This window comes from Dolichospermum flos-aquae CCAP 1403/13F (assembly GCF_012516395.1).
GTDB lineage: Bacteria > Cyanobacteriota > Cyanobacteriia > Cyanobacteriales > Nostocaceae > Dolichospermum > Dolichospermum lemmermannii.
Genome location: NZ_CP051206.1, coordinates 4,540,696 through 4,567,138, shown reverse-complemented (window position 1 = coordinate 4,567,138; position 26,443 = coordinate 4,540,696). Strand labels below are relative to the sequence as shown.

Annotated in this window: 26 protein-coding genes; 18 read left to right on the top strand and 8 right to left on the bottom strand. The window is 36.8% G+C overall.

Annotated features, from left to right (window positions below):
- Nucleotides 1–118: 118 nt before the first annotated feature.
- Nucleotides 119–400 carry a hypothetical protein gene (locus HGD76_RS21825; RefSeq protein ID WP_148763788.1) on the top strand — a complete coding sequence of 94 codons (282 nt, stop codon included), beginning with the start codon at nt 119–121 and terminating at the stop codon, nt 398–400.
- Between the two features lie 61 nt (nt 401–461).
- Here HGD76_RS21825 and HGD76_RS21820 read toward each other — a convergent pair whose 3' ends face one another.
- Nucleotides 462–1,418 (bottom strand): MDR/zinc-dependent alcohol dehydrogenase-like family protein, encoded by a 957-nt coding sequence (locus tag HGD76_RS21820; RefSeq protein ID WP_168697017.1) that lies wholly within the window; start codon nt 1,416–1,418, stop codon nt 462–464.
- A 63-nt stretch (nt 1,419–1,481) separates the two neighbouring features.
- Nucleotides 1,482–2,288, bottom strand: a complete 807-nt coding sequence (locus HGD76_RS21815; protein ID WP_015083321.1) for an inositol monophosphatase family protein — start codon at nt 2,286–2,288, stop codon at nt 1,482–1,484.
- Between the two features lie 274 nt (nt 2,289–2,562).
- Between HGD76_RS21815 and HGD76_RS21810 the strand changes: the two genes are divergently transcribed.
- The 6 genes from HGD76_RS21810 (at nt 2,563) to HGD76_RS21785 (ending at nt 10,971) form a co-directional block, all read left to right on the top strand.
- Nucleotides 2,563–4,251: an NAD(P)H-quinone oxidoreductase subunit 4 gene (locus HGD76_RS21810; RefSeq protein WP_168697016.1), complete on the top strand. Its 1,689-nt coding sequence runs from the start codon at nt 2,563–2,565 to the stop codon at nt 4,249–4,251.
- A gap of 167 nt (nt 4,252–4,418) precedes the next feature.
- Entirely contained in the window at nt 4,419–5,039 is a 621-nt protein-coding gene (locus HGD76_RS21805; protein WP_407644817.1) for a hypothetical protein, read from the top strand.
- Between the two features lie 78 nt (nt 5,040–5,117).
- Nucleotides 5,118–5,369 carry a BolA family protein gene (locus HGD76_RS21800; protein ID WP_148763796.1) on the top strand — a complete coding sequence of 84 codons (252 nt, stop codon included), beginning with the start codon at nt 5,118–5,120 and terminating at the stop codon, nt 5,367–5,369.
- Between the two features lie 80 nt (nt 5,370–5,449).
- Entirely contained in the window at nt 5,450–5,773 is a 324-nt protein-coding gene (gene grxD, locus HGD76_RS21795) for a Grx4 family monothiol glutaredoxin (protein WP_148763798.1), read from the top strand.
- Between the two features lie 94 nt (nt 5,774–5,867).
- The gene (locus tag HGD76_RS21790) at nt 5,868–10,172 is read left to right on the top strand and encodes an AAA domain-containing protein (RefSeq protein WP_168697014.1); all 4,305 of its coding nucleotides are present in this window, start codon (nt 5,868–5,870) and stop codon (nt 10,170–10,172) included.
- Complete coding sequence (locus HGD76_RS21785) at nt 10,150–10,971, top strand: hypothetical protein (protein ID WP_174782945.1); 822 nt, start codon at nt 10,150–10,152, stop codon at nt 10,969–10,971. The genes HGD76_RS21790 and HGD76_RS21785 overlap by 23 nt, the downstream gene beginning before the upstream one ends.
- A 431-nt stretch (nt 10,972–11,402) precedes the next feature.
- Here the strand turns inward: HGD76_RS21785 and HGD76_RS21780 are convergent, their stop codons facing one another.
- Nucleotides 11,403–11,657, bottom strand: a complete 255-nt coding sequence (locus HGD76_RS21780; protein WP_015083328.1) for a DUF6761 family protein — start codon at nt 11,655–11,657, stop codon at nt 11,403–11,405.
- Between the two features lie 502 nt (nt 11,658–12,159).
- Between HGD76_RS21780 and HGD76_RS26020 the strand changes: the two genes are divergently transcribed.
- Together HGD76_RS26020 and HGD76_RS21775 are read left to right on the top strand one after the other, a co-directional pair.
- Nucleotides 12,160–12,282, top strand: a complete 123-nt coding sequence (locus tag HGD76_RS26020) for a hypothetical protein (RefSeq protein ID WP_267904288.1) — start codon at nt 12,160–12,162, stop codon at nt 12,280–12,282.
- Between the two features lie 260 nt (nt 12,283–12,542).
- Nucleotides 12,543–13,313, top strand: coding sequence for a response regulator transcription factor (locus tag HGD76_RS21775; RefSeq protein WP_015083329.1), 771 nt, complete (start codon nt 12,543–12,545; stop codon nt 13,311–13,313).
- Between the two features lie 20 nt (nt 13,314–13,333).
- On the opposite strand, the gene HGD76_RS21770 is transcribed toward HGD76_RS21775, so the two are convergent.
- Nucleotides 13,334–14,077 carry an ABC transporter ATP-binding protein gene (locus tag HGD76_RS21770; RefSeq protein WP_168697013.1) on the bottom strand — a complete coding sequence of 248 codons (744 nt, stop codon included), beginning with the start codon at nt 14,075–14,077 and terminating at the stop codon, nt 13,334–13,336.
- A 116-nt stretch (nt 14,078–14,193) separates the two neighbouring features.
- The gene (locus tag HGD76_RS21765; RefSeq protein ID WP_148763804.1) at nt 14,194–14,865 is read right to left on the bottom strand and encodes a 2OG-Fe dioxygenase family protein; all 672 of its coding nucleotides are present in this window, start codon (nt 14,863–14,865) and stop codon (nt 14,194–14,196) included.
- Nucleotides 14,866–15,184: 319 nt separating this feature from the next.
- Between HGD76_RS21765 and sfsA the strand changes: the two genes are divergently transcribed.
- The 5 genes from sfsA (at nt 15,185) to HGD76_RS21740 (ending at nt 20,062) form a co-directional block, all read left to right on the top strand.
- The gene (gene sfsA / locus HGD76_RS21760; RefSeq protein ID WP_015083331.1) at nt 15,185–15,952 is read left to right on the top strand and encodes a DNA/RNA nuclease SfsA; all 768 of its coding nucleotides are present in this window, start codon (nt 15,185–15,187) and stop codon (nt 15,950–15,952) included.
- Nucleotides 15,953–16,016: 64 nt separating this feature from the next.
- Nucleotides 16,017–17,000, top strand: coding sequence for a hopanoid-associated sugar epimerase (gene hpnA / locus HGD76_RS21755; protein ID WP_168697012.1), 984 nt, complete (start codon nt 16,017–16,019; stop codon nt 16,998–17,000).
- Between the two features lie 116 nt (nt 17,001–17,116).
- Complete coding sequence (hpnH, locus tag HGD76_RS21750) at nt 17,117–18,133, top strand: adenosyl-hopene transferase HpnH (protein WP_168697011.1); 1,017 nt, start codon at nt 17,117–17,119, stop codon at nt 18,131–18,133.
- A gap of 181 nt (nt 18,134–18,314) precedes the next feature.
- Nucleotides 18,315–19,541: a CPBP family intramembrane glutamic endopeptidase gene (locus tag HGD76_RS21745; protein WP_168697010.1), complete on the top strand. Its 1,227-nt coding sequence runs from the start codon at nt 18,315–18,317 to the stop codon at nt 19,539–19,541.
- A 74-nt stretch (nt 19,542–19,615) separates the two neighbouring features.
- On the top strand, nt 19,616–20,062 hold the full coding sequence (locus HGD76_RS21740; protein ID WP_168697009.1) for a DUF29 domain-containing protein: 447 nt from the start codon (nt 19,616–19,618) through the stop codon (nt 20,060–20,062).
- Nucleotides 20,063–20,223: 161 nt separating this feature from the next.
- On the opposite strand, the gene HGD76_RS21735 is transcribed toward HGD76_RS21740, so the two are convergent.
- Nucleotides 20,224–21,372 carry a homospermidine biosynthesis protein gene (locus HGD76_RS21735; RefSeq protein WP_168697008.1) on the bottom strand — a complete coding sequence of 383 codons (1,149 nt, stop codon included), beginning with the start codon at nt 21,370–21,372 and terminating at the stop codon, nt 20,224–20,226.
- A gap of 236 nt (nt 21,373–21,608) precedes the next feature.
- Between HGD76_RS21735 and HGD76_RS21730 the strand changes: the two genes are divergently transcribed.
- The 4 genes from HGD76_RS21730 to cobO all read left to right on the top strand — a co-directional run bounded on the left by HGD76_RS21730 (nt 21,609) and on the right by cobO (nt 23,670).
- Nucleotides 21,609–22,007, top strand: coding sequence for a DUF6173 family protein (locus HGD76_RS21730; RefSeq protein ID WP_168653668.1), 399 nt, complete (start codon nt 21,609–21,611; stop codon nt 22,005–22,007).
- Nucleotides 22,008–22,040: 33 nt separating this feature from the next.
- Nucleotides 22,041–22,355, top strand: a complete 315-nt coding sequence (locus HGD76_RS21725) for a hypothetical protein (RefSeq protein ID WP_168653669.1) — start codon at nt 22,041–22,043, stop codon at nt 22,353–22,355.
- 224 nt (nt 22,356–22,579) lie between these two features.
- A complete protein-coding gene (locus HGD76_RS21720; RefSeq protein ID WP_168697007.1) occupies nt 22,580–22,879 on the top strand; it encodes a DUF433 domain-containing protein in 300 nt (99 codons plus the stop codon).
- Between the two features lie 104 nt (nt 22,880–22,983).
- The gene (cobO, locus tag HGD76_RS21715) at nt 22,984–23,670 is read left to right on the top strand and encodes a cob(I)yrinic acid a,c-diamide adenosyltransferase (protein WP_168697006.1); all 687 of its coding nucleotides are present in this window, start codon (nt 22,984–22,986) and stop codon (nt 23,668–23,670) included.
- Between the two features lie 209 nt (nt 23,671–23,879).
- Here the strand turns inward: cobO and HGD76_RS21710 are convergent, their stop codons facing one another.
- Together HGD76_RS21710 and HGD76_RS21705 are read right to left on the bottom strand one after the other, a co-directional pair.
- A complete protein-coding gene (locus tag HGD76_RS21710) occupies nt 23,880–24,596 on the bottom strand; it encodes a hypothetical protein (protein WP_168697005.1) in 717 nt (238 codons plus the stop codon).
- Between the two features lie 681 nt (nt 24,597–25,277).
- Entirely contained in the window at nt 25,278–26,261 is a 984-nt protein-coding gene (locus HGD76_RS21705) for an RNA polymerase sigma factor, RpoD/SigA family (protein WP_015083343.1), read from the bottom strand.
- Nucleotides 26,262–26,443 lie beyond the last annotated feature (182 nt).

Here is a 26,443-nt window from a genome sequence, read left to right as displayed (position 1 = left end):
CTCAGAATATTCAAAATTAAAATGTATATAGTCAACATGAATGAATTATCAATAAATAGTCCTGTAAATCCTGATGCAGACAATAATATAATATAGACATAATTTGCAATAACAGCCTATGCAAGCCCTAAATATCACATTACCAGATACATTAGCAAATGCACTGAATAGTTATATTAACGATCAGGAAAATGTGTTACCTGCTAATGATATTATTGAAAATGCCATCATGGAATTTCTGGGTCAACGTGGTTATTTACCACCAAAAAAACCAATAAACTTTACTTCTGTAAATAAAGGAAGTGGATTTTTGGATACATCGGTAAATCATGATCAAATTCTCGCAGAACAAATATATTCACAATCATTACCACCAAATACACTACGACTATCATTTTGATATTATGCAGATCCAGGTATGGCGTTAAAATCTGTTGATATCTTAATCCTATCAATTCTGATTACAAACTCATTTCTAACAACACTTTTAAAACTCCTTTAGTTTTGGCTTTCTCAAAAGCTGCTAAACCTTGAGAAAGTGGATAATGACTATCAATTAAAGATTGAACATCTACCTTTCCCGTCGCTAACAATTCCAATGCTGGAACAAAGGGACCACAACGAGAACCAATGAGGGTGATTTCATCTACCACTAAAGCAGAAGCATCTAAACTGAGATTTCCCGCATAGGTGCTTTTTAAGATTAATATACCACGAGGACGTAAAGCCCGACGAGCAATATTAAAACCTTCAGGATTTCCTGTACAATCAACAGAGATATCAAAGTATCTATCAGTGACGCTATCAGCGAAACCAGTTTTAATTCCTTTCGCTGCTAAATTTACTAATTTATCTTTATGTCTTCCAACTACTAATAATTCACAACCTGTTAAGGCTAAAGTTTGGGCTATTAATTGTCCCAGTTTACCATCTCCAACTACTAATACTCGGTCATCTTTACATATTTGTATTTGTTGTTGAATTTCCAAAGCTGCGGCTATGGGTTCAGTAAAAGTTGCGGCTGCTGTAGAGACATTTTCAGGAACAAGATGCAAATTCTCAACAGGTAAAGATAGATATTCTGCAAATGCACCATGACGGTTAACAATTCCTAAAACTGTCCGATTTTCGCAATGTGTTGGTTGTCCCCGCCGACAAAAACGACAATCACCACAAGCAGCGTTAATTTCACCAACCACTCTTTGATTAATTAACTGTTTGGGACCTTGTTCAACAACACCAACAAATTCATGGCCGATAATGCCAGTATAAGGATAATAACCTTTAATTAATTCTAGGTCAGTATTACAAATTCCCGCCCGCAAAACCCGCACCAAAGCCTCTCCTGGTAGTGGTTCAGGAATAGGAATATTGGTACGTAATTGTAATTGATTATTTTCTAACCAAAGTCCTTTCATAATTTTTTCAGTTGTCAGTTGTCAGTTGTCAGTTGTCAGTTGTCAGTTGTTAGTTGTTAGTTGTTAAAGTTTTGCACTTTCTAGAAATGGTGTAAATATCGGAACTATATCGGAATTACTCACAACCATTGTGGGAAAAGAGCGATCGCTATAATCCATTCCCGGCGATAATGGAAAAGACTCAGAATTGAGCGATACCCACGTCCCACCCGCAGCTTGGACAATGACCCAAGCGCCAGCAATATCCCATACCTTGGGTGTGGCTTCAATTCCCCCCAAAACCGCACCAGTTGCGACGGAAAGAAAGTTATAACTAGCAACTCCTAACATCCGAATTTTACAGGGGAAACCCGGTTGAATAATGTCGGTACTACGAGAACAAAGGTTAAAAAAGTGGTTTTTGCTGGGAGCATCTTTACTGGTATGAATGGGATGATTATTTAAAAATGCTCCCGTTGGCGTTGTTAAGCCTGACGAACCCGCCCAAAATCCGTGAAAGGCTTGATTTAATGGTGGCGCGTAAACATAACCAAAAATGGGCGTTCCTCGATAAAGTAACCCCAGAGAAATAGACCAAATCGGAATTCCTCTGGTAAAGTTGGTTGTACCATCCAAAGGATCAATTACCCAACACCATTCTGCATTCGGAAAAGTTTGATTACTTTCTTCGCTCAAAATGCCGTAACCGGAGAAAGTAGAAACAATAGCATCTCGAATTTCTTGATCTGCCCATTTATCTGATTTTGTTACCAAGCTACCATCAGCTTTTTGTGAAGCTTGGACTTTACCAAAATCCTGCATTAATTGTTTTCCCACTCTGATAGTAGTGGTTTCTGCAAACTCTAAAATCGTATTCCAAAAATCGTTCATTTGTTAGTTGTTATTAGTCGGCTGTCATTTGTCAACTATTAACCAATTTTATCACATTTCTCCTCAGCAAAAGCCTAAAATTTTTCACTTAAAAGCAGAGCGAATTTATATCATTAGACAGATAAAGACGTTTTCTCATCTACTCAATCCTGAGCATAAGATATATTTATGTATATATTCCTTTATGCTAACCTGGGGTAAAAACTTATAAAGAAATTGTTAAAAAGTTTAGTACAATAGCAAAATCAACCAATAAGTATTTTTTCCTATTGACATGATAGCGGCTCAATTTCCCTGGCTTACCGCAATTGTCCTATTTCCACTTTTAGCATCCTTTTTCATCCCTGTATTGCCTGATAAAGACGGCAAACTTGTCAGATGGTATGCACTGGGCGTAGGTATTGCTGACTTTATTTTGATGTGTTATGCCTTTTGGAAACATTACGATGCTAGTAATGCGGGTTTTCAACTGGTAGAAAATTATGTCTGGATGCCTCAGATAGGACTAAACTGGGCAGTTTCTGTGGATGGTATTTCTGCCCCCTTGGTACTTTTGGCGGGATTTGTGACCACACTGGCGATGTTTTCAGCTTGGCAAGTTGACCGCAGACCAAAGCTGTTCTATTTTCTCATGCTTGTGTTGTATTCGGCACAGGTTGGGGTATTTGTTGCCCAAGACTTGCTGTTATTTTTCATTATGTGGGAAGTCGAGTTAATCCCCGTATATTTACTAGTTTGTATTTGGGGTGGACAACGACGACGCTACGCAGCTACAAAATTCTTACTTTATACCGCAGCAGCTTCTATATTTATCTTGGTGGCAGCCCTAGCAATGGGGCTATATGGCGGCGGAAATGTCACTTTTGATATTGCAGAACTCGCACAAAAAGAATATCCCCTCACTCTGCAACTGCTACTATATGCTGGGTTGTTAATTGCCTTTGGCGTAAAATTGGCGATTTTCCCCTTGCATACCTGGCTACCTGATGCCCACGGTGAAGCATCTTCTCCCGTATCCATGATTTTGGCGGGTGTGTTGTTGAAAATGGGTGGATATGGACTAATTCGCCTGAATCTTGACCTACTTGCCGATGCTCATTTTTACTTTGCCCCCGTTCTCGTCATTCTCGGTGTTGTCAATATTATCTATGGTGCGTTAAATTCCTTTGCCCAAACGAATATGAAACGGCGTTTGGCTTATTCGTCCATTTCCCACATGGGTTTTGTATTAATAGGAATTGCCTCTTTCACCGATTTGGGTATCAACGGGGCAATGTTGCAAATGATCTCCCATGGTTTAATTGCTTCCGTGTTATTCTTTTTGGCTGGTGTAACTTATGACCGTTCCCGCACAATGGTCATGTCAGAAATGGGTGGGATTGGTCAAGCTATGCCAAAGGTATTTGCTCTATTTACAATGGGGGCAATGGCATCTTTGGCTTTACCGGGAATGAGTGGCTTTGTCGGTGAACTTTCGGTGTTTGTCGGGATAACTACTAGCGATGTTTACACTTCCACATTCTGCACCGTTACCGTTTTCCTAGCGGCTGTGGGAGTTATTCTCACACCTATTTATCTCCTTTCTATGCTGCGTCAAGTATTTTACGGTTCTGGTGCGGCACTGATCTGCGATATTAACAATGCTGGGTTGGAAAATCAAGAAGACGAAGGAACGGCTTGTTTTGGTACAGATTGCCTTTTACCAACGGAAACGGTATATACTGATGCCAGACCCCGTGAAGTGTTTATTGCTGCCTGTTTTCTGGTGCTGATTATTGGCATTGGTTTCTACCCTAAAGTAGCCATGCAAATGTATGATGCGAAAACTGTAGCTGTCAATGCTCATGTTCGCCAATCTTATACGATTATTTCCCAAACCAATCCTCGTGTTTATGCTAGTGGATTATTAAATCCGCAGATTCCAGCGACTGAGTTAACTCCTGTTTTGGGAACTTTAAAATAGGTAACTGACGACTAACACAAAGTATGGAGAATATATCCTCTAGCGTTAGTTGGGGGATTTTTTCTTCTGCTTTTTGAATGGTTATCGCGTGACTGACTTTATCTCTAGGACAAAGAGAGTTAAGATACACAAGGTTTCCCAACTTTTTCTATAGAATTATTGCACTAATTAAACTCATGAATGCTGCTCCCTTAATTCGCTTCACATTTTTATCACTCATAGCAGTTTTGGGTCTGCTGTTACCTGCTTATGCTCAGGGGAAAAAGTTATCAAATCCTGTTAATCAAGCCAAACCCGCTAATCAAATCAAACCTACGGAACAACCAAAACCTATTAATACAGATCAGCCTAATACCCTCAGCCCCACAGGAATAAGTAATAATCTTTTAAGTATAGAGGGAGGCGATCGCTTGATCAAAGAATCAGCCCAAGCAGTTGCTAGTCAAGATTACCCTCTGGCTGCCAAAAAACTCCAAGAAGCCCGCCAAGTTTATAATCAATTATCAAGCTTTTATCAAGACCTAAATTCTAGTTTTGCAGGTATTGACATTCGTACCGCCGATTCCCACCGCCAGAATGCTTTAGCAACTGCCCAAAAGCGAGATGAAGCCACCTATCAGTTAGCCTTAGTACATAGAGCGCAAAATCAGCCAGAATTAGCCATCCCTTTGCTAGTGCAAATCATTAAAAGTCAAAACCCCACCAGAGAATTAGGCACAAAAGCATACCAACAATTATTTGAATTAGGTTTTGTAGATGCCCCCTTTCCGCGTCAAGGTAAAAAATAATCGGCAAATGCTAACAGGCAACAGCCAACCGCGACATATCTGTTAATAATAGAGAAGTAAGTTTTTTCAGGAATTGCGATGATAAGTCCGCAACAGGTAGAGGGAATGATCAAGGCACAAATGCCAGATGCCCAAGTGCAAGTACAAGACTTGACAGGTGGTGGTGATCACTATCAGGTAACAGTAGTTTCATCGCAGTTTGTAGATAAGGGAATGGTGCAACAACACCAACTAGTTTATGGCGCATTGCAACAAGCTATATCCAGCGAAGCTATTCATGCTTTAGCACTTAAAACCTACACTCCCGAAGCTTGGCAAGCAACAAACTAATTTAAGATGATTGCCTTGAGAAAACAAAATCTGAAATTGTCTTGACTTTTGACTTTTAACAACGCAGGAAATAACTAATCATGACCCCAGAACTTAAAGAAAGAATTGATACTTTGGTAGAAGAAAACAAAATTATGGTTTTCATGAAGGGCAATAAATTAATGCCCCAATGTGGTTTCTCTAATAACGTTGTCCAAATTCTCAATACCTTAGGAGTTCCCTTTGAAACCCTTGACATACTTGCAGATCAAGAAATTCGTCAAGGCATCAAAGAATATTCCAACTGGCCAACAATTCCCCAAGTATACATTAATGGTCAATTCGTTGGCGGTTCTGATATTTTGATTGAAATGTACAACAAAGGTGAATTACAAGAATTGGTAGAAGTAGCACTAGCTTCTTAATATCAACTACAAGATCCCCGACTTCTTAAAGAAGTCGGGGATCTGATCCTTATTAATATTACATTATTGATTACTAATATTTTTTACCAAAACTATGAATAATAAAACAAAGATAGAAGATTGTGGTTATACGTTTATAGGTTCAGCCGTTGATAATTTAGTTCGCCATCTTGAAGGTCAATCATCTCTACAATTATATCCTGAATTTAGAGAACGACGAGAGCGTGCCAATGAATTATTATTTGATTTAGTTGGTAAACAACCTGGCTTGTTTTATATTCGTCGTCAAGGAACTGCAAAAGAACCAGGAGAAGAGATTTGGGAACTAACTATAGCCACAGATCAAGAAAACTTTCAACTACCAAAAAAACTGAAAAAGCTAGGAAAAACTTTAGCATTTAAAGCTGCTATTCGTCAAGATGGACATGGCGGATTTAAAATTTTATCAGCTTATTTATTACATGAATTGCGGGGAAATATTGACGGCTATGCTTTACCCTATTGGTTGCGACTAAGTCCCAATCATCAACATCCTTTGGATATTCCCAAACCATTATTGGCAAAAATTAAAAATATGCCAATTTGCGGAAATCATGTCCCCACAGAAGATCAACTTAAAGCCTGGAAAGCATTTTTAAAAGTTGAAGAACGCATTGCTAAATCCCGGCAATTTTGTGTATCTTTCCGAATTTCTCATCATGGCTCAAATTCTCGACAAATCGCTTTAGAAGTTAAAGTTAATTCAGCTACCCTTAACGGTTCTGAAGAGAATATTTTAGGTGTAGAAAACTTTTGGGAACGGGTAAGAAAAGCCAAAAATCAAGAAGTTAACTTTTTAGATTCCGTACCCACAGACAGAAATCGTCGTCACAGTCGTCAATTAGGAACTATTGAAAAAATTGATCAAAAACATAATTTTATTCATGTTCGATTAGAACGAGAAATCATCGAATATATAGCCAAAGGTAATTATCAACTTCCCAAGAATGGTTACTTATTTTTTGATGCTGCTGGAGACATCAAACAAATTGAACGGAAAGAAAAAGCCTTAGAACAATTAAAACAAGGACGCACTCAAAACCCCTATTTAGGTAACTTTCTCTTTGACGCTTCCCAAGCCAGACCGATTATCAAAAGGATTAAACTTAACTCAAAAGACTTATTATTATCTTCTGCAAATGCTGGACAAAAAGCCGCAGTTGAAAAAGTCCTGTCCGCAGAAGATTTAGTGCTGATTCAAGGACCACCAGGTACAGGAAAAACTACCGTAATTGCGGAAATTTGCTATCAAGTAGCTTTGCGCGGGGGACGCACATTAATTACCTCACAAGCTAATTTAGCCGTTGATAACGCCCTCAGTCGCTTAGTTCACAATCCCGTTATTCGTGCTATTAGAAAGGGACGAGCCGAAAAAGTTGGGGAAGAAGGACAGCCATTTTTAGAAGATCAAGTAATTGGTACATGGCTACAAAATACCGCTACTGACTGTGAAAATAATCTCAGTCAACGTCACGAAAATATTAGAATTATCAATCAATTATTACCATTATTACCACGATTTACAGACTATTTTCTGGCAGAACAAGAAGTAAATCAGCAACAGAATGAACTCAAAAATGAAAAAGATAATTTAGAAACAAGTTATCAAAATCAAGAAATTGAATATAATCAAACTTTGGTAACTAAAAAAGAAATTGAATTATTAATTACTGGGTTAGAAAATATTCTCAAAAATGCCACAAATATAGATTGGGAATCTTCAGAAATCAACAGTTTTTTACCACAAATTAAACCTTATACAGAAAATAATCAAGAAGTACAGAATTTTCGAGAAAATGTGCGTCAAGCTATTAAATGTATTGAAGAACTTGGTTTTACTCGTCCGGGATTTGGTGCATTTGGGTTAGCAGTTTGGTTGCAGAAGAATATCACAACTCATATTTCTGCATTTAAACCGGGATTAAAAGATGCTAATGATGTCGGTTTAGCTATTTCGGAAGTAGCAAAATTAGTTTATATTTTCCAGCAGCATTCTGTATCTTTGGAGAAATTAGAAACAGATCATCAAAATTGTCATAACCAAAACGATTTACGGACAACAATTCAAATTTGGGAAAATCGCAAACGGGAAATTGATTATATTATTGAAGCCATTGTTGAATGGAAATCTACAGCTTACAATAACTTATATCAAGCATTGAAAGAATGTCAAGAATCTGATTTTGAATTAACAGAAAGTATGGTAGGTTTACCATTAGGTTTATTGATGTTTGCCAAAACATTAAAATTAACTATTGTTCCTAAAAATTATCAAATCAGTTTACCAGATTGGGGAGTATTAACAAAAGCCATATCTTATGAAATAGCGGGTAACTTTACCGATAAAAAAGGTAAAAAACATGATTTTAGTTATTTTTTACAAGAAAGTTTTAGTCAAATTCCTATAGTTTTATCAAAAATTGATCAAATTCAATGGCAAACAACCTATCAAAAATTCCAAAATTATCAACTCCTCAATCCTAAACAGCGAAAATTGCTAGTTGAAAACACTCAAGTCTTTTTAATTAGATTGGAAAAAACCTATGGTAAGTCCTTTGAATGGAATAACATTGAAGCTACTCTTACCCGCATTACCCAAGAATTACTAGATATTATCTTAGTTCATGCGCGTCAATGTGTTTTAAGAGTTAAAACTGAAGCTGAACAACAATTAGAAATTTTACAACAGCAATTCCAGGAACTTCCAGAAAATGAAATTTCATCAGCACAAATATCTGAAGCTAAATCTCAGGTAAAGAAAACTAAAGAAGCTGCTAATTTAAAACTTGCAGAAGTTATCAATAACTTACAAGCACTTCATAAACAGCAAAATATCCCCCTACCACTACGGATTTTAGCAGAAAAATATCTGACTAGACAAGCAAATATTTGGGAAAAATCCCAGGAATTTTCCCAACAAGTCAAGTTTTGGGAAAATCGTATTAATGAAATGGAAACTCTGATTTTATCATTAGCACCTTTTACTGTTTTAGAAACAATTAAAGACTCTTTAAATCAAGAGTTCACAAATTTTCAAGCAGAAGCTGATATTTATCAACAAGAACTTGCAGAATTACAAATAAAAATATCTGACTTAGAACAGAAATTACAATTACAGTTATCAGCTAGTTTAATTAGCGAACGGCATTGGTGGCAGTCAATTTGGCAAACAATCCCAGATAAATTAAAACCAGAATTATCTAATAATGATTTATTAGATTTAGGATCTTTATGCAATATTCAAAATAAATTTAAGTCATGGAAACGACAGCTAAAAAGTGAAGAAAATTATTTGCACAAATATCAAAATTTTGTGCAAGATTGGGTTGCAAAACTTCGTCAACCCTCAGAACAAGATAGTAAAGACCTCAGAGGGATTTATTTAGATAATGCTAACGTTGTTGGTATTACTTGTGTTCAAGCTGCAAATTATAATTTCTCAGAAGAATTCCAATCTTTTGATGTTGTGATTATTGATGAAGTTAGTAAATGCACTCCTCCAGAGTTACTAATTCCGGCTTTAAAAGGTAAAAAATTAGTCATGGTAGGAGATCATCGACAATTACCACCTATGCTTGATACTAGCACCGTGGAAGAAGTTGCGAAAACAATGGGGAATACGAGGGAAGAATTACAATTTTTAGAAGAATCATTATTTAAAAGTCAGTTTGAAACCGCTGATAAAAGCATTAAAAAAATGCTAAATACTCAATATCGAATGCACCCGATGATTATGGGCGCAATTAATCAATTTTATCATGGTAAATTGGAATGTGGGATTTTAGAACCTGACACAAAACGCGCTCATAATTTAGCAGGAGAAATCATGGAATCTTACCATCATCTCTGCTGGGTAAAAATGCCCAAAGAAAATGAATTTCAAGAAGAACGCAATGGAACTTCATTTTTGAATATTAAAGAAGTTGATGTGATTGAAAGTATCTGTCACCAATTTGAGCAGGTTTGGGTGCATAAAGTAGCAAATGGAGAACCAAAAAAAGAAATAGCTGTAATTACATTTTATGGCGCTCAATTAAGAAAAATTGATGAACGCTTACAATCTGAACTTTTCCCTTCTTTGCAAATTAGAACAGGTACAGTGGATAGATTTCAAGGTATGGAAAGACCAGTGGTAATTGTGAGTATGGTAAGGAACAATCAGCAAGGAGATGTGGGATTTGCCAATAAACCAGAACGGGTGAATGTGGCTTTTTCCCGCGCACAAGAATTATTAGTAATTGTTGGTTGTCATGATTTATTTACAACTAAACCCGGTACAGTAGGTAATATGTATTCTGAAGTTGCCAAAACTGTTAATTCTCATGGAGGTTTTATTGATGTTTCCTGTTTCTGTAATTAAACCAATTGATGAAAATCTGAAATATATAGTTGAGAAAATTGAAACTGAAACTGCTGGTTTAACAGTTTTAGCAGCGCGTCAATTTGGCTATACTGTAATTCAAAATTCTTTAGAATTAACCATTAAAGAACCCCGCAAATTTAATGTCTTAGAAGAGTTTATTATTCGTGCTGCTATGGAGTTTAATCCTCCTCCTACAGCTAATGATTTAGCATCTATCTTAGGGCTGGATTCTGTATTTGTTAAAAGTACCATTGCTAATTTGCAATCTTTACAAACCCTAGCAGATACACCTCAAATTACAGTTACAGCAGAGGGGAGTTTATTTTATGCACAGGGTTCTGTCCCTAAACCTCCATACTCTGTGTCAATTTATGCGATTACTGATAATTTAGCAGGGAAAATTACATTTCAATATGAATCATTGGAAGATGTTGTAATTAAGCAGCCAGATTTAGCCGAATTTGTGAATATAGAAGCGAAAATTCCCGCAATTTCTAGTTTACAACTTGCAGATATTCAGGAAATTATTCAATCTTCTAATTTACCTCTTCATGTTCCAGCAGAAGGTAAATTTGTGACTGATTTTAAAGTCAAAGGGATTACACAAACTATGGATAAAAATATCTCTCTGTTTGTGATTTATGATGGAAATCAAGATAAATTAAATATTCAAATCAGAAGTGGTCAGGAAATTTTAGAAGTTGCTACACAGAAGATTGAAGAATTGTACAATTCAGAAAAGATATCTCTAGAGGAATTGTGTCAATTATCTCAAGAAATTATTAATCAGAACTGAAAGGTTAAATGTAAATTCAAAATTTATGTAAATAATAATGTTTTATTAACCTGTCTTTAAACATAAGATGTTTTAATTATTTTCTAAGAGGGTGTTTGAAAAGTTATGGTTGATGTATCAAATATTTTTTACCCCACCCTAACCCTCCCCTTGTAAAGGGGAGGGAACTGGATTTTTATTGTTTCCCCCCTTTACAAGGGGAAAGGGGGGTAGCAATGTGATGAAAATTACGGAATACCACTTTTCAAACATCCTCTAAGGTTGACGAATAAACAAAAAAATTCCCCTTGTTGATGTAAAACTAAGGGGTTTGATCTCATATCAATTGCAGTATTTCCCAAATTTCGTCCCCTATACCCCATTGACGAATGCAAAAATCGTGCTATAATCGTCAGCGGTAATAGGCTAATCAGCAAAATCAGATAGCACCTTTAGTAGTAGCCATGTTGTTTTTCAGGTTCAGGCTGAACCATTGCGAAGTTAGATACATCATGCAAATAACGGCTGGCTTCCTCTTCTAAGCGATGAATCCAATATGGTTCCATGATGTTACTATGTCGAAGTGCGGCAAGGTATCCATCCAAATACATCCGCATATCATCCATACGATAACCGCGATTCCATAATTCGACGAAGGCGTCGGTAAGTCTTTGGTAGTAGCGGATGGCTTGTGTGTCTTGGAGCATAACTGCTTTATTAATCTCTTTGCAATGAGAATTGTAGATGATGATTCACGCTTAATGAAGTATCACTTCCCTCTTCTGTATTAACTCATCAGTTAATATTTTCACCTTGGGTGAGACCCCCCAGCAGCTAAAAACTTAATTAGATCCTAACGCCAAAAAATTGGAAATATGGTGATTTTGTCAGGTATTTTTACGATTTTTTGTCAAAAATTTGATCTGATAGCTTGGACTTAGCTATCTATTTGTAACCACAAAGGGTAATTGATTTTTATCCAACTTTTTAGACGTTTCTCACCGGGAATACAAATCTAGCTATTAGTGCATAAATTTGTAAAATCAAGTTTGAGAATTTGTTAGCTGTTTCCGGGATAAGTAACAACCTGTCTCTACCTTTGGTTGTAATCAGGTGTGATTTTTGTGCTACTCCCTTTGGTAAATGATTGTTCTATTGAGTTTACCATATCTCTTCAGGAGTAGGACAGATTGCCAAAAATAAACTTTAATGATAGGAGTCACCGAGTCAGGAGGAATAAAAAGAAGAAGAAAAGAAGAGAAGAGAAGAGAAGAAAGGAAAGAAGAGAAGAAAGTAATAGGGTTATATGGCTTTTTGAAGGAAATTTTGTAGCTGATTCTAGTGCATACCGCTACAAGTAATGGGAAAGTAATTTTATTTACCTATTTCCGTTGTCAAATGGATATAATGTAAACGTAATAAAAATTTAATAAAGCTACTAGCTTGGCTGCAAATAAAGTAAAAAATAAATTTTCTGCAAGGTTTTTTGAGGGAAATGTGAAGAATATGTCTATTGAAGTAACAAAAACTACAAAACCTTAACCATGAGATTGTTAATTTGAGATTCATCAACGCTAAGGGGTCTTACCACTGTGGGTTCGGTTTGTATAGAAATTGTTGAGGGGAATCCCCATCTGAGGTCGTTGTTGGGTTGGCACTTGCAACAACTAGAATACCGAGTTCATCAAGCTGCCAGTATTTATCAAGCAAAAGAAGTGTTTATCAGCCATCAACCCACTCTAGTCATTCTAGATGCGGATTTGTCAGATGGTGATGGGGTGGAGTTTTGCCGCTGGTTACATCGTCAACAACAGCCTTTAATTCTCATGTTATCTGCTCGTACTAATGAAGCCGATATTGTAGCAGGATTAAAAGCGGGGGCGGATGATTATTTAAGCAAACCTTTTGGAATGCAAGAATTTTTGGCTAGGGTTGAGGCAATTATCCGCCGTAACCGGACACCTACTGCACCAGCTTATTTAGATTATGGCAGTTTGCAAATTGATTTAGTCCAGCGTCGGGTGCGTTTTCAAGGGGAGTTTATTGATTTAACGCCCCAGGAATTCAGTTTATTGTACGTTTTAGCACAAGCTGGAGGAGTCCCTTTAAGTAGATCGGAATTATTACGTCGTGCTTGGCCTGATGCTATTGATAATCCCCGCACTATTGATACTCATGTTTTATCGTTGCGGAAGAAGGTGGAACTTGATCCCCGTCAACCCAGTTTAATTCAAACTATCCGCAATGTTGGATACCGGTTTAACATGGAAATTTTGAATGTCAACATTCCGCAAACACACACAAAATTACCAAAAGAGAGATTTACTAATCAACTTCCTGTACTAACTACTCAAAGTTCTTGAAATGGTTAATGGGTAATTGATTAAGTCCATTCTGCTAGTGCTTGAGTTTCGGCTTGCTTGAGGCTGGCTGCTAAGTTGTCCCAGTCTGTATCAGCGGCAGGTTGATTGAGAACTATTTGACCTTGCTGAAGATGTAACAGGTGGGTACAAAATGCTTGAGCTAAATCAATTTGGCGATTTACCATTAAAATTGCCGAGGAATGGGGTTGATTTAGGTGAGTGAGTACACTTATTAAATGAGTGGATGTGGGAGTGTCTAAGGCTGATGTAGGCTCATCTAGGAGTAAAATCTGGGGTTCGGTAACTAGGGCGCGAGCGATCGCAATTAACTGTCTTTGTCCAGCAGCAAGTTGCACCTCGGTTCGTCCTAACCATTGTTCAGGAATTTGCAGTTTTTCTTGCCAATAACTGACTTTTTCCTGAATAGTTTGCTTAGGTACACCGCGCAGAATTAAAGGATAAGCTAAGGCTTCCCCAACTGTCATCCCCAGCAGCTTAGATTCTTGTTGGACAAGCATTACCTGTTGACGCAGTTGGATAACGGGAATTTGGCGATATTCCTGATTTTTGAGATAAATTTTCCCGCCGCTGGGTTCGTTTAGGCGGTTAATGAGGCGTAATAAGGAAGTTTTACCAGCACCAGATTCACCAATAATTACCAAGCGATCGCCTGGTGATACATCAAAGGTAATATCCTGTAAAATCGGGTATTGGTGTTGATGTTGTAAACGTTTATAAAAATTAACAGCTTCTAGCCTGAGCATAGGGAATAGGTGAAAATTGTCAACTATCAACCATAGAACAAATCAGAGAAAACGCACAATATCCCTGACTTCTTCAAGAACTCAGGGATCTGCATATTCCTATTTCAAAATATTTCTTAAAAGTCAGAAATTAAACTAGGATAATTGATCACAAATACATCCCTGCTTCCCAATTCTGGATTTTGGGGTTTTATGGGAGTGGTAAAATGAAAAAATTGATGTTCATTTACTAAAATTATTTCTCCAGGTTGCAAAACTTTGTTAAAAACTGGCTTTTCCTTTTTAGCAGTGTATAAATGGGTTTCTCCACCTTGAATATTATCTCTTCCTGCGGAAAAAATGCCAATAAAATCGCTACCATCTCGGTGAATACCTTCAGGAGCAGGATTTCCTAAATTAGTTGGTGAACAGGTAGTTCTAATTTGATGAATATCAATTTCTGCTTCTGGATGCAGTTTACAAGCATCACAAAATGCGAAAATTAGGTTCTTAAAAATCTCCAGTTGTATGAGTCTATCATCTAATTCTGCAAATTCCCTTTTGATTCCTCCCAATAAAGGATTATATTCTTTGCTTTGTAGTAGATATCCGTGAGGGAGTTTCACCAATTTATCTCCACAAACTTTAAATCTGGATAATCTCCGTGAGCGATATTCACCTTTAACATAAGGGTCAATTGGTAAATCTTCAAAAAATGGCTTAAAACCTGCTGTATTAATGGAGTTTACTTTTCTGAGAGTGAACAGAAAAGCATATTCTAATTCCGTATAGAGTGAGACTTTTTGCATAGGATGTTTCTCCTTGCATTGGTAAATACTACCACACTTATCTAAGTGGTAGGTTTGTAATATCTATTATATTCAAGTCGCATAAAAATATCGTAAATTTGACTACAAAAATTACAAAAAAAAAGGAAACTCCAGAAGAGGTGTTGGGCGGCTTTACTTTTCGTTACATATTACTGAGAAGCCGCTCCGCGGCTACGGTTTTTTTCTGTTCACCTACTTGTATGATTAAATTTTCATGAAAATCAAGGTACATTAAGGTGGTGTGCAACTTGTTCTGAGAGGATAAATTGCCAACACTTCATCACAGCTATTTATAAAAATGATTGATTGGTTATATAAATACCCAAAACTATATCCTGGTATTTTACTCAAACGCTACAAGCGGTTTTTTGCTGATATTCAATTACATTCTGGAGAGGTGATCACAGCACATTGTCCGAATACAGGTCCAATGACGGGAGTTTCTACCATTGGTAGTGCTGTACAAGTTTCCAAAAGTGATAATCTTCAACGCAAATTAGCTTATACCTTAGAGTTAATCCAGGTCAATGATCATGCAACAACTTGGGTAGGTGTAAACACTGCTTTACCTAATCGGGTGATTAAATTGGCTCTACAGCAGCATTTATTCCCAGAATTAAGTGAATATGACCAGGTTAAGGGTGAAGTAGTTTATGGAAAAGATCGGAAAAGTCGGGTGGATTTTTATTTAACGGGAAGTTCTCAACAGCGCCCAATTTATTTAGAGGTAAAAAATACAACTTGGTCACAGGGGAGTTTAGCGTTATTTCCTGACACCGAAACTACCAGAGGACAAAAGCATTTACGGGAATTAATGGAAGTTTTACCCCAAAGTCGATCCGTAATGCTGTATTTTATTAACCGAGGTGATTGTTTAGAGTTTGCACCTGGGGATAGTAAAGACCCTGTATATGGTCGGTTGCTACGGGAAGCAATTCAACTAGGTTTAGAAGTTCTTCCTTGTCGCTTTGATATATCTCCAGAAGGTATCCGTTATTTGGGTTTAGCAACAATGAAAAGCCAATGCAATGACCTTAAAGAGCCAGTTGACACTGTAATATCTTAATCAAAGTTCTCAATCACGGATATTTAAATGCGGTTAGAAACCTTGAGGAGTAGAGGGTGATTGAATGCGAGCATTTGTAACCGGGGGGACAGGCTTTATTGGTTCTCATATAGTGCGATCGCTGTTAGAGTCAAAATACCAAGTTACCGCTTTAGTTCGTCCTAGTAGTAACCTGGGTAATTTACAGGGTTTGGCTGTAGATATTGTCAAAGGTGATTTAAATAACCCAAATATCTGGGAACAGATGCAGGGTTGTCAATATCTTTTTCATGTCGCAGCCCATTATTCCCTGTGGCAAAAAGACCGAGAATTGCTTTATATTCATAATGTTGAAGGTACAAGCAACATCTTGTCCGCAGCCGAAAAAGCCGGGATTGAACGCACCGTTTATACTAGTTCCGTTGCAGCTATTGGTGTCGGTAAATTTGGTGAAATTGTGGATGAAACCTATCAAAGTCCGGTAGAGAAATTAGTAGGAGATTACAAAAAATCAAAGTTTCTGGCGGAAAAAGTGGCAATATCCGCTGCTAATCAGGGTCAAGATATTGTGATCGTTAATCCTAGTAGCCCTATTGGTCCATTAGATATTAAACCCACTCCTACAGGTGATATTATTCTGCGGTTTTTACGGCGACAAATGCCTGCTTATGTAGATACAGGGTTAAATTTTATAGATGTGCGCGATGTAGCTAAGGGGCATTTATTAGCTTTAGAAAAGGGAAAATCAGGCGATCGCTATATTCTTGGTCATCAAAATCTTCCCCTCAAACAACTCCTAGAGCAACTTTCCCAAATCACTAATTTACCCGCACCGCAAACATCTATACCAGCTTGGATACCCCTAACTGTAGCTTGGATAGACGAAAAAATCCTTGCCCCTCTAGGGAAAACTCCCACAGTTCCCATTGATGGAGTCCGCATGGCACAGCAACCAATGTATTATGATGCTTCTAAGGCTATCCGCGAATTAGGTTTACCTCAGTCCCCTCTGAATGTAGCCCTCAAGGATGCTGTGGATTGGTTTATAGCTCAAGGTTATGTAAATTAGGTGAAAGTGAAAGTTCATTATTTTACCTCTGATTTTGTAGGGGTTTAGCAATGCTAAACCCAAATAATGATTTTTCAATTCAACCTGTGGTGTAATTAAAAGAGGAGAACGATTAAATGGCAATTAATTTACAACAAGCAATAGATATTGGTAAGTATTTAGTTACACAACGGTTATTAGGACGGAAACGCTTTCCCCTGGTCTTGATGTTAGAACCGCTGTTTCGGTGTAATTTAGCTTGTACTGGTTGCGGTAAAATCCAGCATCCTGTAGAAATACTCAAGCAAAATCTTACCCCAGAACAGTGTTTTACGGCAGCGGAAGAATGTGGCGCACCAGTGGTTTCTATTCCCGGTGGAGAACCTTTACTACATCCCCAAATAGGTGAAATTGTTGAGGGTTTAATTAAACGCAAGAAATATATTTACTTGTGTACTAATGGTTTATTACTAGAAAAGAGTCTTGATAAGTTTAAGCCTTCTCCTTATCTAACTTTTAGTGTCCATTTAGATGGAATGCGGGAATGGCATGATAAATGTGTAGACAGAAAAGGCGTTTTTGATACTGCTATCCAAGCGATTCGCGCGGCTAAAGCTAAGGGTTTTCGTGTCGCTACCAACACAACCATTTTTGAAGGTTGCGATATCCAAGAAATGCAGGGATTCTTCGATTTTCTGGAAACATTGGGTACTGACGGGATGATGATTTCTCCTGGTTACAGTTACGAATGGGCTCCAGATCAAGATCATTTTCTGCAAAAAGAACAAACCCGCGCATTATTTAGAGAAATTCTCTCACCTTACACATCTGGAAAGAAGAATTGGAACTTCAATCACAACCCTCTATTCTTAGATTTTCTCATTGGTGAGAAGGATTATGAATGTACTCCTTGGGGTAGCCCTAGTTACAGTGTTCTCGGTTGGCAAAAACCTTGTTATTTGTTGAATGAAGGTTACTATGCAACCTTTCAGGAGTTGTTGGATAAGACTGATTGGAGTCAATATGGCAGTGCTAGTGGTAATCCTAAATGTACTGATTGTATGGTGCATTGTGGTTATGAACCGACAGCAGCAATGGACGCAATGCAGCCGAAAAATATTGCCCGTTCTCTAACTACTGTGTTTGGGAAGTAATAATCTGAAAATTGTCTGAATCAGGATGCTCAGGATTTAAGGATTTACAGGATTAAATAGTAGTTCATTCACACTCAATCCTGTTAATCCTCAAATCTAGTAAATCCTGATTGTGATGATGAAAATTTTACAAAGGTAAAGATAACATCAATAAAATTTGAGCAATTAGAGAGAATAACTTATGACAATTAACAAAGAAAAAGCTATCAATGTAATTTTGCTAGGATTTACTATACAATTTGCTCCATTGATTATACTTTCAATATTTTTGGCAATATTTGAGGAATATTTAAAGAGTTTAAGTCCGATTTTGAATCCATTAATATTTTTGTTAATTTTAGGATTTTTTTTAGTAGGATATGGATTTTTTGTTAAAGGTTGTGGGCTTTATATTAAAAGTAAAGGGTATGTGTCTAATTGGGGATGGTTAGGTTTATTAGGTATATTTGGCTTATCAATTTTATTACTTATTCCTGCCAATAAAAATGTCGCCTCTTTAGAGGATGAAAGTTTGCCATATGACCCATTTAAAAAAATTAATATTCCAGAGTTGTTATTAACTTTGTTTATTTCACTACCAGTTTTATGTATTTTGATAGTAGGGATTTTTAGCTTATTGAATAATTTAAGCCTTTCTACTTTGCTTAAAAATACTGGTATTGGTTCAGTAATAGGTATAATTATTTATGTTGGTTGGTTATTTATTTTATTGACACAATTCCCAACAACGGAGTTTATTTTTAATAAAATTATTGGTTACAAAAATAAATATAATTGGAAAATAATTTCAATTACTGTTCTTATGTGCGCTTTTTCCACAGGATTTGTTTTTTTAAGTTTATATGTATTATCCTTCATTTTACCACATTATGTAGAATATTATATTAATAATAATAATATTACGAATATTTGGGAACTTATATTCACAGGCTTTTCAGTTATGCTTTTAGCGCCTGTAACTGAAGAATTTCTGTTCCGGGGAATAATATTACAAAAATGGGCCATTAAATGGGGGGTAAAAGCAGGAATTTTAACTTCTTCTTTTCTATTTGCAGTTATTCATTTTCGATTTGATATTATTAACTTATCTTTGATGGGTATTATTCTGTCAATTTTGTATTTGAAAACAAGAAACTTACTAGCTCCAATATTTTGCCACTTTTTTTATAATACCTTCTGGATGATATTCACAACTATAAATTATTTTAGTAAATCAGAAATCGAAAGAATTGCATTTATTTCACTACAAGAGTATCAAAATTCGGTTCAACCATTATTAGGTCAACTAGTTTTTCTGATATCTATATCTGCTCCCTTCCTGATTTATTTTGTATATAAGAACTTTCCTAAGAATGATGCAATTATTCCTTATTATGCTAATGAAGCTAAAACCAATGAAATAAATTAACTGTTATACTAGATGTAGGAGTGATGAGAAGCTATATAAATTAGCTCAAATTTATAGAAGGAGATATATAAATTATGACCTCACAACTGTATGAAACAGATTTTTATGCTTGGACTTTAGAACAGGCAAAACTATTAAAGCAAGGACAACTAAATCAACTTGATATTTTAAATTTAATAGAGGAAATTGAATCTTTGGGTAAGCGAGAAAAGCAAGAATTAAGAAACCGACTAGGGATTTTAATTGGACATTTACTAAAGTGGGAGTATCAAAGTAATAAACGTAGTAATAGTTGGAAAGCTACAATTAGAGAACAACGTCGTCGTATTAAAGAACTTCTTGAAGAAAACCCCAGTCTAAAATCCTATCTATCAGAAGCAATGATTTCTGCTTATCAAGATGGTATAGATTTAGCCATTCAGGAAACTAATTTACCTGATACAACTTTTCCTAGTGAAAATCCCTATAGTATTTCTCAAATTCTTGATCCTGATTATTTAGTGAATCAAGAGGAAAAATAAATATTGTTCTGAACTAGAACAAATTGCTCGGATATTTGAGTTAGATATCGAAGTAGTGAAAACTTGCAATCAAACAGCAAAGTAGTAAATAGACATTTGATGAATAAATCTAGGGGCGATTCAGCTTGATTAGCTATCGCCCACAGTATTATAGTAAAACCCTAACCTTTCACAGGTGTACCGCAAGGATAAGTAGCTGTTTTTTCCTGACTACCCTCACTCACAGGCTGATCTTTAGCTGCTAAATAATCTTTTTGCAAAGTATCTAATAAAGCTTCACGTCCATCATACAGCCGCTTCAGGGGGCGTGGTGGACATTGATTGAGAGTGTATGCTGTTACCAAAGGCAAAGCAATTGTACTATCGGTATAACAAACAATAGCGCTAGGTAACTCATCGGGGTCAATTTTACCCCAACTCACAGCTTCAGCAGGAGTCGCCCCAGACAAACCACCGGTATCAGGACGGGCATCAGTAAACTGAATAAAGAAATCATGTCCCCGTTCTTCCAATCCTAAAACCTCGTGAAGTTGCGGTTGTGTTTGTAATAAAAAGTTTTTAGGACTACCACCACCAATAATTACCGCCGCACTTGTACCGTCGTTTTCTCGCGCCCCATAGACAATCGCTGCGGTTTCGTTGACATCAATAGAAGGATCTATTACCAGCTTTGAACCTTCTAAAGCCAAAGCAGCCACATTCATCCCGATGGAACTATCTCCAGGAGAAGAAGTATAAATAGGTACGCCACATTCATAGGCTGTCGCCAATAAGCAGGAATTTTTGACACCCAATTGCTTTTCGATTTCCCACACGCACTTACCCAGCAAATGATGAAATTCAGCCGTTCCCATGCGTTTTTGGAAAGGTTCAGCTTGGAGAACTTTGCGAATAAAAGCGTCCGTTTCTAGCAGTACATCATAACCAAAAACAATGTCATAAATTCTGATTGTCCCCTCTTCCCGCAATTTGACATCATCTAAAAAAGGACTACCGGCAAATAGTTCAAACCCTAAACCATAGTGCATATCATGGTAAAGATTCGCACCAGTGCTAATCATCCAGTCAATAAAACCATTACGAATTAGGGGCGCGAGGGCGGAAACGCCAAAACCTGCTGGTGTCATTGCGCCGGAAAGGCTAACGCCCACAGTTACACCCTCTTGAAACACTTCCTTTGTCAGCAGTTGACAGGCTTCCCGCAACCGGGCTGAATTGTAAGCGGTAAAATAGGTATCAATCAAGTCAACCACGCTAACATTGTTAGACATGGGGATAGGTGCAATTTTTTTACCTGGCTTTTGTGACATTTTTGGGAAATCCTGAATAGTAAATATGCCGAATACAATGTTATCGTATTCAAATGTACGGAAGTTGCTAAAATGTTAATGTTATTTAGCGATATAAGTTAGCGGCAATACTCAGTGGAATAATTTGGGAGCCAGCTATAGGTATCACATCGTAACGATTTTATTGACTTTCATACTTATATTTGGTAAATTGGCGAAGATATTGAATACACGAAGGATTAACTACTTATTTAGCTATGTACAGTAAAGAATTTTATCAGCCATCCCGCCCAAACTTGGATACTCTCAATGAGAGCATCCAAAGAGGTGTGCAAGAAAGATTTGGCTACGCAAATGTAATGTATCAGCGTCTTGTTGAAGAGATTGCTGACTTTGAATCTCATTTGAACCCCGATGAAGAAATGGCTGCTTACTTTGCTTCATTTGGTAAAGAGATTTATCTTCAAATTGAAAGCATTAGCTATAGAGATCCTTACTACATAATTTTTTCAGGAACTACTGACCAGGGACAAAAAGCCAGAATTGTACAACACATATCACAAACCAGCATCTTATTTGTACCTGGCAAGGTTAAGTCCGATGAAAATCGAAAACCAAGACGTTTCGGTTTCTCAATTTCGGCAGAGAAGGAATAGCTAAACACTAAATATGAAGTAAAGAGGTAATTTATGGCTGCTAATTTTTCTTGGACACCTGAAGGTAAAAATTTTCTAAATCAGGCAGAATCACTGAATAATAGTCAAAAAGTACCGATATTTGCATTATTTAACTCGGAATTCATGCAAAAACATACAAACTTTTTAAGTTTTGAATCCATGTTAGAAACAAGCAATTTTAAAATTGACAGTGCCGAAGATTTTATGGATATTTCAGAGTTTGAATGGGAACATTTTATTAAAAAAAGTACATCTTTCTCTAGTTGGGAAGAAATGAAGAAAATAGCTGCTGTAGAATGGACAAAAAATCACCTTGGACTTTCTTGATATTTTCAAGTAACAAATAGTTAGCCTGATCAAATATAGCCGTTTTTATTTATTTAGACCACATCCTAAATTAATCTATTTCTTTTTTTGCGTCTTTGCACCTTTGCATATTTGCGAGAAACCTCATTGTCGACAAGTTAGAGATCGCACTTTCAAAAATAAGAAATGCGATCGCTCTTTTTGGTTTACAATAAAGTCATCCCAGAGGATTAATTCAGAAACCGATGCCAACCCTCACAGATATTTCCACTTTGATTGTTAGCACACCAGGCACTTGTGGTGGTCGTCCACGAATTGCTAACACTCGCATTACTGTTCAGTATATTGTCAATGAGATTAAATCTGGGATAACTCCAGAAGAAATTATTGAAGATAAGCCTTTTTTGACCATTGCAGGTATTTATACTGCGTTGGCTTATTATTATGCTAATAAGGAATCACTAGATATTCAATTCGCTCGATATCAAGAAGAATGTCAACGACTTGAAGCAGAATATAAAACAAATTATTCAGATCACAGCTAACAGAATTTATGTGATTTCTGGTCTATCATAACTAATGAATTTGTCGAAGCAGAAAAATTATACTTCATTCTCTTAGTGTTAACAGTTATTTATCAACAGGGTTTATGAAAAGCGACACACCAGAAGAACTAAATACAGATCCAGCAGATCAAGAGATTTCCCGGTTAATTGATGAGGTAATATCAACATCCCAAACTGATGAAAAATACCGTCAAAAAATGCAGCGACGGAAAGAAGTCCAAGATCAACGCATAGCTAAAGCCATACCGGAAAAAGGCTTAATTATCGTCAATACTGGTCATGGTAAGGGTAAAACTACTGCGGCTTTGGGAATGGTTTTGCGATCGCTCGGACATGGACATAAAGTAGCCATAGTTCAATTTATTAAAGGCGCATGGGAACCAGCAGAAAAACGCGCTTTTAGTCATTGGGAAAACCAACTCGAATTTCACGCAATGGGTGAAGGCTTTACATGGGAAACCCAAGATCGTGATCGTGATCTTGATAAAGCTGCTGCTGCTTGGGAAAAATCCCTAGAATTTATCAACAACCCAGACTTTAAATTAGTTCTCCTCGATGAAATTAATATTGCTCTGAAACTGGGTTATTTACAGGTTGAAGAAGTATTAGCAGGTTTAGCTCAAAAACCAGCAGACAAGCACGTAATTCTCACGGGAAGAGGCGCACCACCGGCATTAATTGAAAAAGCCGATTTAGTCACTGAAATGACATTAGTTAAGCATCCTTTTAAGGATCAAGGGGTGAAAGCTCAAGCAGGAATTGAGTATTAATTCAAATTAGTCATTGGTCATTAGTTATTGGTCATTGGTCATTGGTCATTGGTCATTGGTCATTAACTTATTTCTCCCTGCTTTATAGCATTTCCTAATCATATCGAGTATATTTATAGCCTCCTCCTCGCTTGCGGGGAGGGGGTTGGGGTTCTTGTACCTCACTAAAAAATGCTATATCCCAAGGACAATTATTTACGTCCACCTACTTATTTAAAACCATCGCTTCCTTGTTGGCATATCTGCAAAATTTCCCTATCATTAGAACTTACAGAACTCAACTGATGATAGTCTTGTAATGTTACTGAATAAGGATAAGTTGTGAACTCATTTTCATCAACTTTAGGGATCGTACTTGCTGTAGAAACCTCCATTACACCAACTTCACCGGGAGAACTTTTCACTGTCATTGCTAATTCTCCTGACTTAGCTAAAGTTCCTTGAAAACAACTAAATTCAGAGTGAGGAACATACAAAGCACCAATAATTTTACTTTGTTGTTTTTGAAAGAGAATGTAACCTTGTCCTAATTGATTTGGTGTAGATGATTGTCCATAAAGATAAGTTCCATCTTGTTCTGGAAATTGGACTTGTCCTTTTTTTCCTAATTCTCTCGTATTTGTAGATAATGCTGTGATATTTTCTGTCAATTTATCAGTAGAGATTTGACGAGAAATATTAACTGGTGATTTTTGAATGCTTTCCTCTTTTATTTCTTGGAGTCGTGATAAAAGAGAAGAATCGGAGTTAATCTGACTTTGATTAATAGGGACTACATAATTAGTAGCTAAGGCTGTTGATGACAGGAGTTTGTAATGTTGTTGACTAGAATAACTAATACCTAAAACACCAGCCGAAACAATCAGTCCAACGATGGGAAATTTAAATTGGCTAGAAGTCATTAATTTGGAAATGTGGTTAAGCATCGGATTTTTCCTGTAATAAAGTTAACTATTATTGTTTCCTGGATTCCTGCAATAATAACTAAATACTAATTACCTAAGATTCCCTCAAAAGTTTTATCTATATATTTAATTTAAAATTAAACAAAAACTCCCTATTTATATAATTTTGGGGAATAATCTGAGATTATAATTATTTAGTAACTTTATACTTTACTTCAAAAAATCATCCAGTTGGGGGATGTAAAATTGAGATTGGCGATTTTTATACTTTGTCATTGTCATTGTGTACTTTTGGGAAATATCTAGGGCTTGCTGAATAAACCGAAAACCTAGATAGATTAATAGTTTCCCGGTTAAAAAAGTGAATTAGGTGCAAGGAATAAGGATTGAAACCATTAAAAACCTATCACTTTCTGAAATTTGAGACTATTCTTCTCTCCTTCTAATTCTTCCTCCTGACTCCTGACTCCTGACTCCTGACTCCTGACTCCTGACTCCTGACTCCTAGCCCTCACGAAAAGACTTTTTCAGCAAGCCCTATCTAATCTATTGAATTTTGGTGTTGACCCATAGATACATACAACTTCTAATTCACAGATTTCGCAAAATCAATTAAAATAAAAAAATTGCCCCCTGTTTTAAAATCAGGAGGCTCATCACCAAGAGGGATGTTTTGAATTACACTTTTGCGTGTTCACATTCCTAGCTGGCAATATATTCTTTAACATTAGCGCGGCGACGACGTAAATGTGCAAGAGCTTGATGCTCTAATTGACGAACTCGTTCCCGACTGAGGTTCAAACGTTCACCAACTTTCGCTAAAGAGAGTTCATTTCCATCTTCTAAACCAAAGCGTAAGGCTACAACTTGGCGCTGTTGGGGTGTGAGTTCTGCAAGCAGGTTATTCAAGTCGTGACGCAAAAACTCCTGAGTCGTGTAATACTCTGGTGATGGCCCGTCATCTTCCAACATTTCTTGCAATTCGGTATCTTGGTTTTCACCGACGCGCACATCTAAAGAAACTGGTTGACGCGCCATATTCAGATATTCACGAATTTGAGCGGGTTCTAACTCTAGTTCTTTGGCGATTTCTGTAGGTGTGGGTGATCTTCCTAATGTTTGCGCTAATTCCCGTTGAACTTTTTTAATTTTGTTCAGTTTTTCGGTAATATGGATTGGTAGACGGATTGTCCGACCTTGTTGGGCGATCGCTCTGGTAATTGCCTGACGAATCCACCAATAAGCATAGGTTGAGAATTTGTAACCCCGCATGGGATCAAATTTCTCCACACCCCGTTCTAATCCCAAAGTTCCTTCCTGGATTAAATCCAGAAATTCCATATTCCGCTTTTGATATTTTTTCGCAATAGCTACAACCAAGCGCAAATTCGCTTCAATCATTTTTTGCTTGGCTCGCTTACCTTGTACCATCAGATGATTTAGTTCTGTTTCTGATTGATTAACACGGGCAGCCCATTCTGATAAACTAGGTTCATGGTCAATTTCTTTGCGTAAAGCTTCTTTAGCTTCTAGCAGTGCCATCATTTGCTGTACTTGTTTACCGTAGATGATTTCCTGTTCACGGCTTAACAAAGGTACACGGCCAATTTCTCGCAGATAAGTTCTTACCATATCAGCGGTAAATTTGGCATTGACATTCTCTGTATGATTTTTAACTGTAGCCATTGGTGCTTTTATCCTCTACTTTTTAAACATAATCAATATTTTTTTAACAAAGGCAATTCGTAAGCTGACAATATACATCAATGAACATGGAAAGCTACCATCAAAAATTACACTAATTAAGCCTTTATTAAGATGTTGCTAGTCTAAAAATGTATCTCTTTACCCTCTCTTAATTTTGGAGT

Coding starts and splice junctions, on each gene's coding strand:
- cobO (WP_168697006.1), top strand. CDS start 22,984: ATGAAAAGCGACACACCAGAAGAACTAAATACAGATCCAGCAGATCAA.
- HGD76_RS21770 (WP_168697013.1), bottom strand. CDS start 14,077: ATGCTCAGGCTAGAAGCTGTTAATTTTTATAAACGTTTACAACATCAA.
- HGD76_RS21825 (WP_148763788.1), top strand. CDS start 119: ATGCAAGCCCTAAATATCACATTACCAGATACATTAGCAAATGCACTG.
- HGD76_RS21815 (WP_015083321.1), bottom strand. CDS start 2,288: ATGAACGATTTTTGGAATACGATTTTAGAGTTTGCAGAAACCACTACT.
- HGD76_RS21725 (WP_168653669.1), top strand. CDS start 22,041: ATGGCTGCTAATTTTTCTTGGACACCTGAAGGTAAAAATTTTCTAAAT.
- HGD76_RS21740 (WP_168697009.1), top strand. CDS start 19,616: ATGACCTCACAACTGTATGAAACAGATTTTTATGCTTGGACTTTAGAA.
- HGD76_RS21735 (WP_168697008.1), bottom strand. CDS start 21,372: ATGTCACAAAAGCCAGGTAAAAAAATTGCACCTATCCCCATGTCTAAC.
- HGD76_RS21790 (WP_168697014.1), top strand. CDS start 5,868: ATGAATAATAAAACAAAGATAGAAGATTGTGGTTATACGTTTATAGGT.
- HGD76_RS21710 (WP_168697005.1), bottom strand. CDS start 24,596: ATGCTTAACCACATTTCCAAATTAATGACTTCTAGCCAATTTAAATTT.
- sfsA (WP_015083331.1), top strand. CDS start 15,185: ATGATTGATTGGTTATATAAATACCCAAAACTATATCCTGGTATTTTA.
- HGD76_RS21820 (WP_168697017.1), bottom strand. CDS start 1,418: ATGAAAGGACTTTGGTTAGAAAATAATCAATTACAATTACGTACCAAT.
- hpnA (WP_168697012.1), top strand. CDS start 16,017: ATGCGAGCATTTGTAACCGGGGGGACAGGCTTTATTGGTTCTCATATA.
- grxD (WP_148763798.1), top strand. CDS start 5,450: ATGACCCCAGAACTTAAAGAAAGAATTGATACTTTGGTAGAAGAAAAC.
- HGD76_RS21785 (WP_174782945.1), top strand. CDS start 10,150: ATGTTTCCTGTTTCTGTAATTAAACCAATTGATGAAAATCTGAAATAT.
- HGD76_RS21705 (WP_015083343.1), bottom strand. CDS start 26,261: ATGGCTACAGTTAAAAATCATACAGAGAATGTCAATGCCAAATTTACC.
- HGD76_RS21745 (WP_168697010.1), top strand. CDS start 18,315: ATGACAATTAACAAAGAAAAAGCTATCAATGTAATTTTGCTAGGATTT.
- HGD76_RS21810 (WP_168697016.1), top strand. CDS start 2,563: ATGATAGCGGCTCAATTTCCCTGGCTTACCGCAATTGTCCTATTTCCA.
- HGD76_RS26020 (WP_267904288.1), top strand. CDS start 12,160: ATGATAGGAGTCACCGAGTCAGGAGGAATAAAAAGAAGAAGAAAAGAA.
- hpnH (WP_168697011.1), top strand. CDS start 17,117: ATGGCAATTAATTTACAACAAGCAATAGATATTGGTAAGTATTTAGTT.
- HGD76_RS21780 (WP_015083328.1), bottom strand. CDS start 11,657: ATGCTCCAAGACACACAAGCCATCCGCTACTACCAAAGACTTACCGAC.
- HGD76_RS21800 (WP_148763796.1), top strand. CDS start 5,118: ATGATAAGTCCGCAACAGGTAGAGGGAATGATCAAGGCACAAATGCCA.
- HGD76_RS21720 (WP_168697007.1), top strand. CDS start 22,580: ATGCCAACCCTCACAGATATTTCCACTTTGATTGTTAGCACACCAGGC.
- HGD76_RS21730 (WP_168653668.1), top strand. CDS start 21,609: ATGTACAGTAAAGAATTTTATCAGCCATCCCGCCCAAACTTGGATACT.
- HGD76_RS21765 (WP_148763804.1), bottom strand. CDS start 14,865: ATGCAAAAAGTCTCACTCTATACGGAATTAGAATATGCTTTTCTGTTC.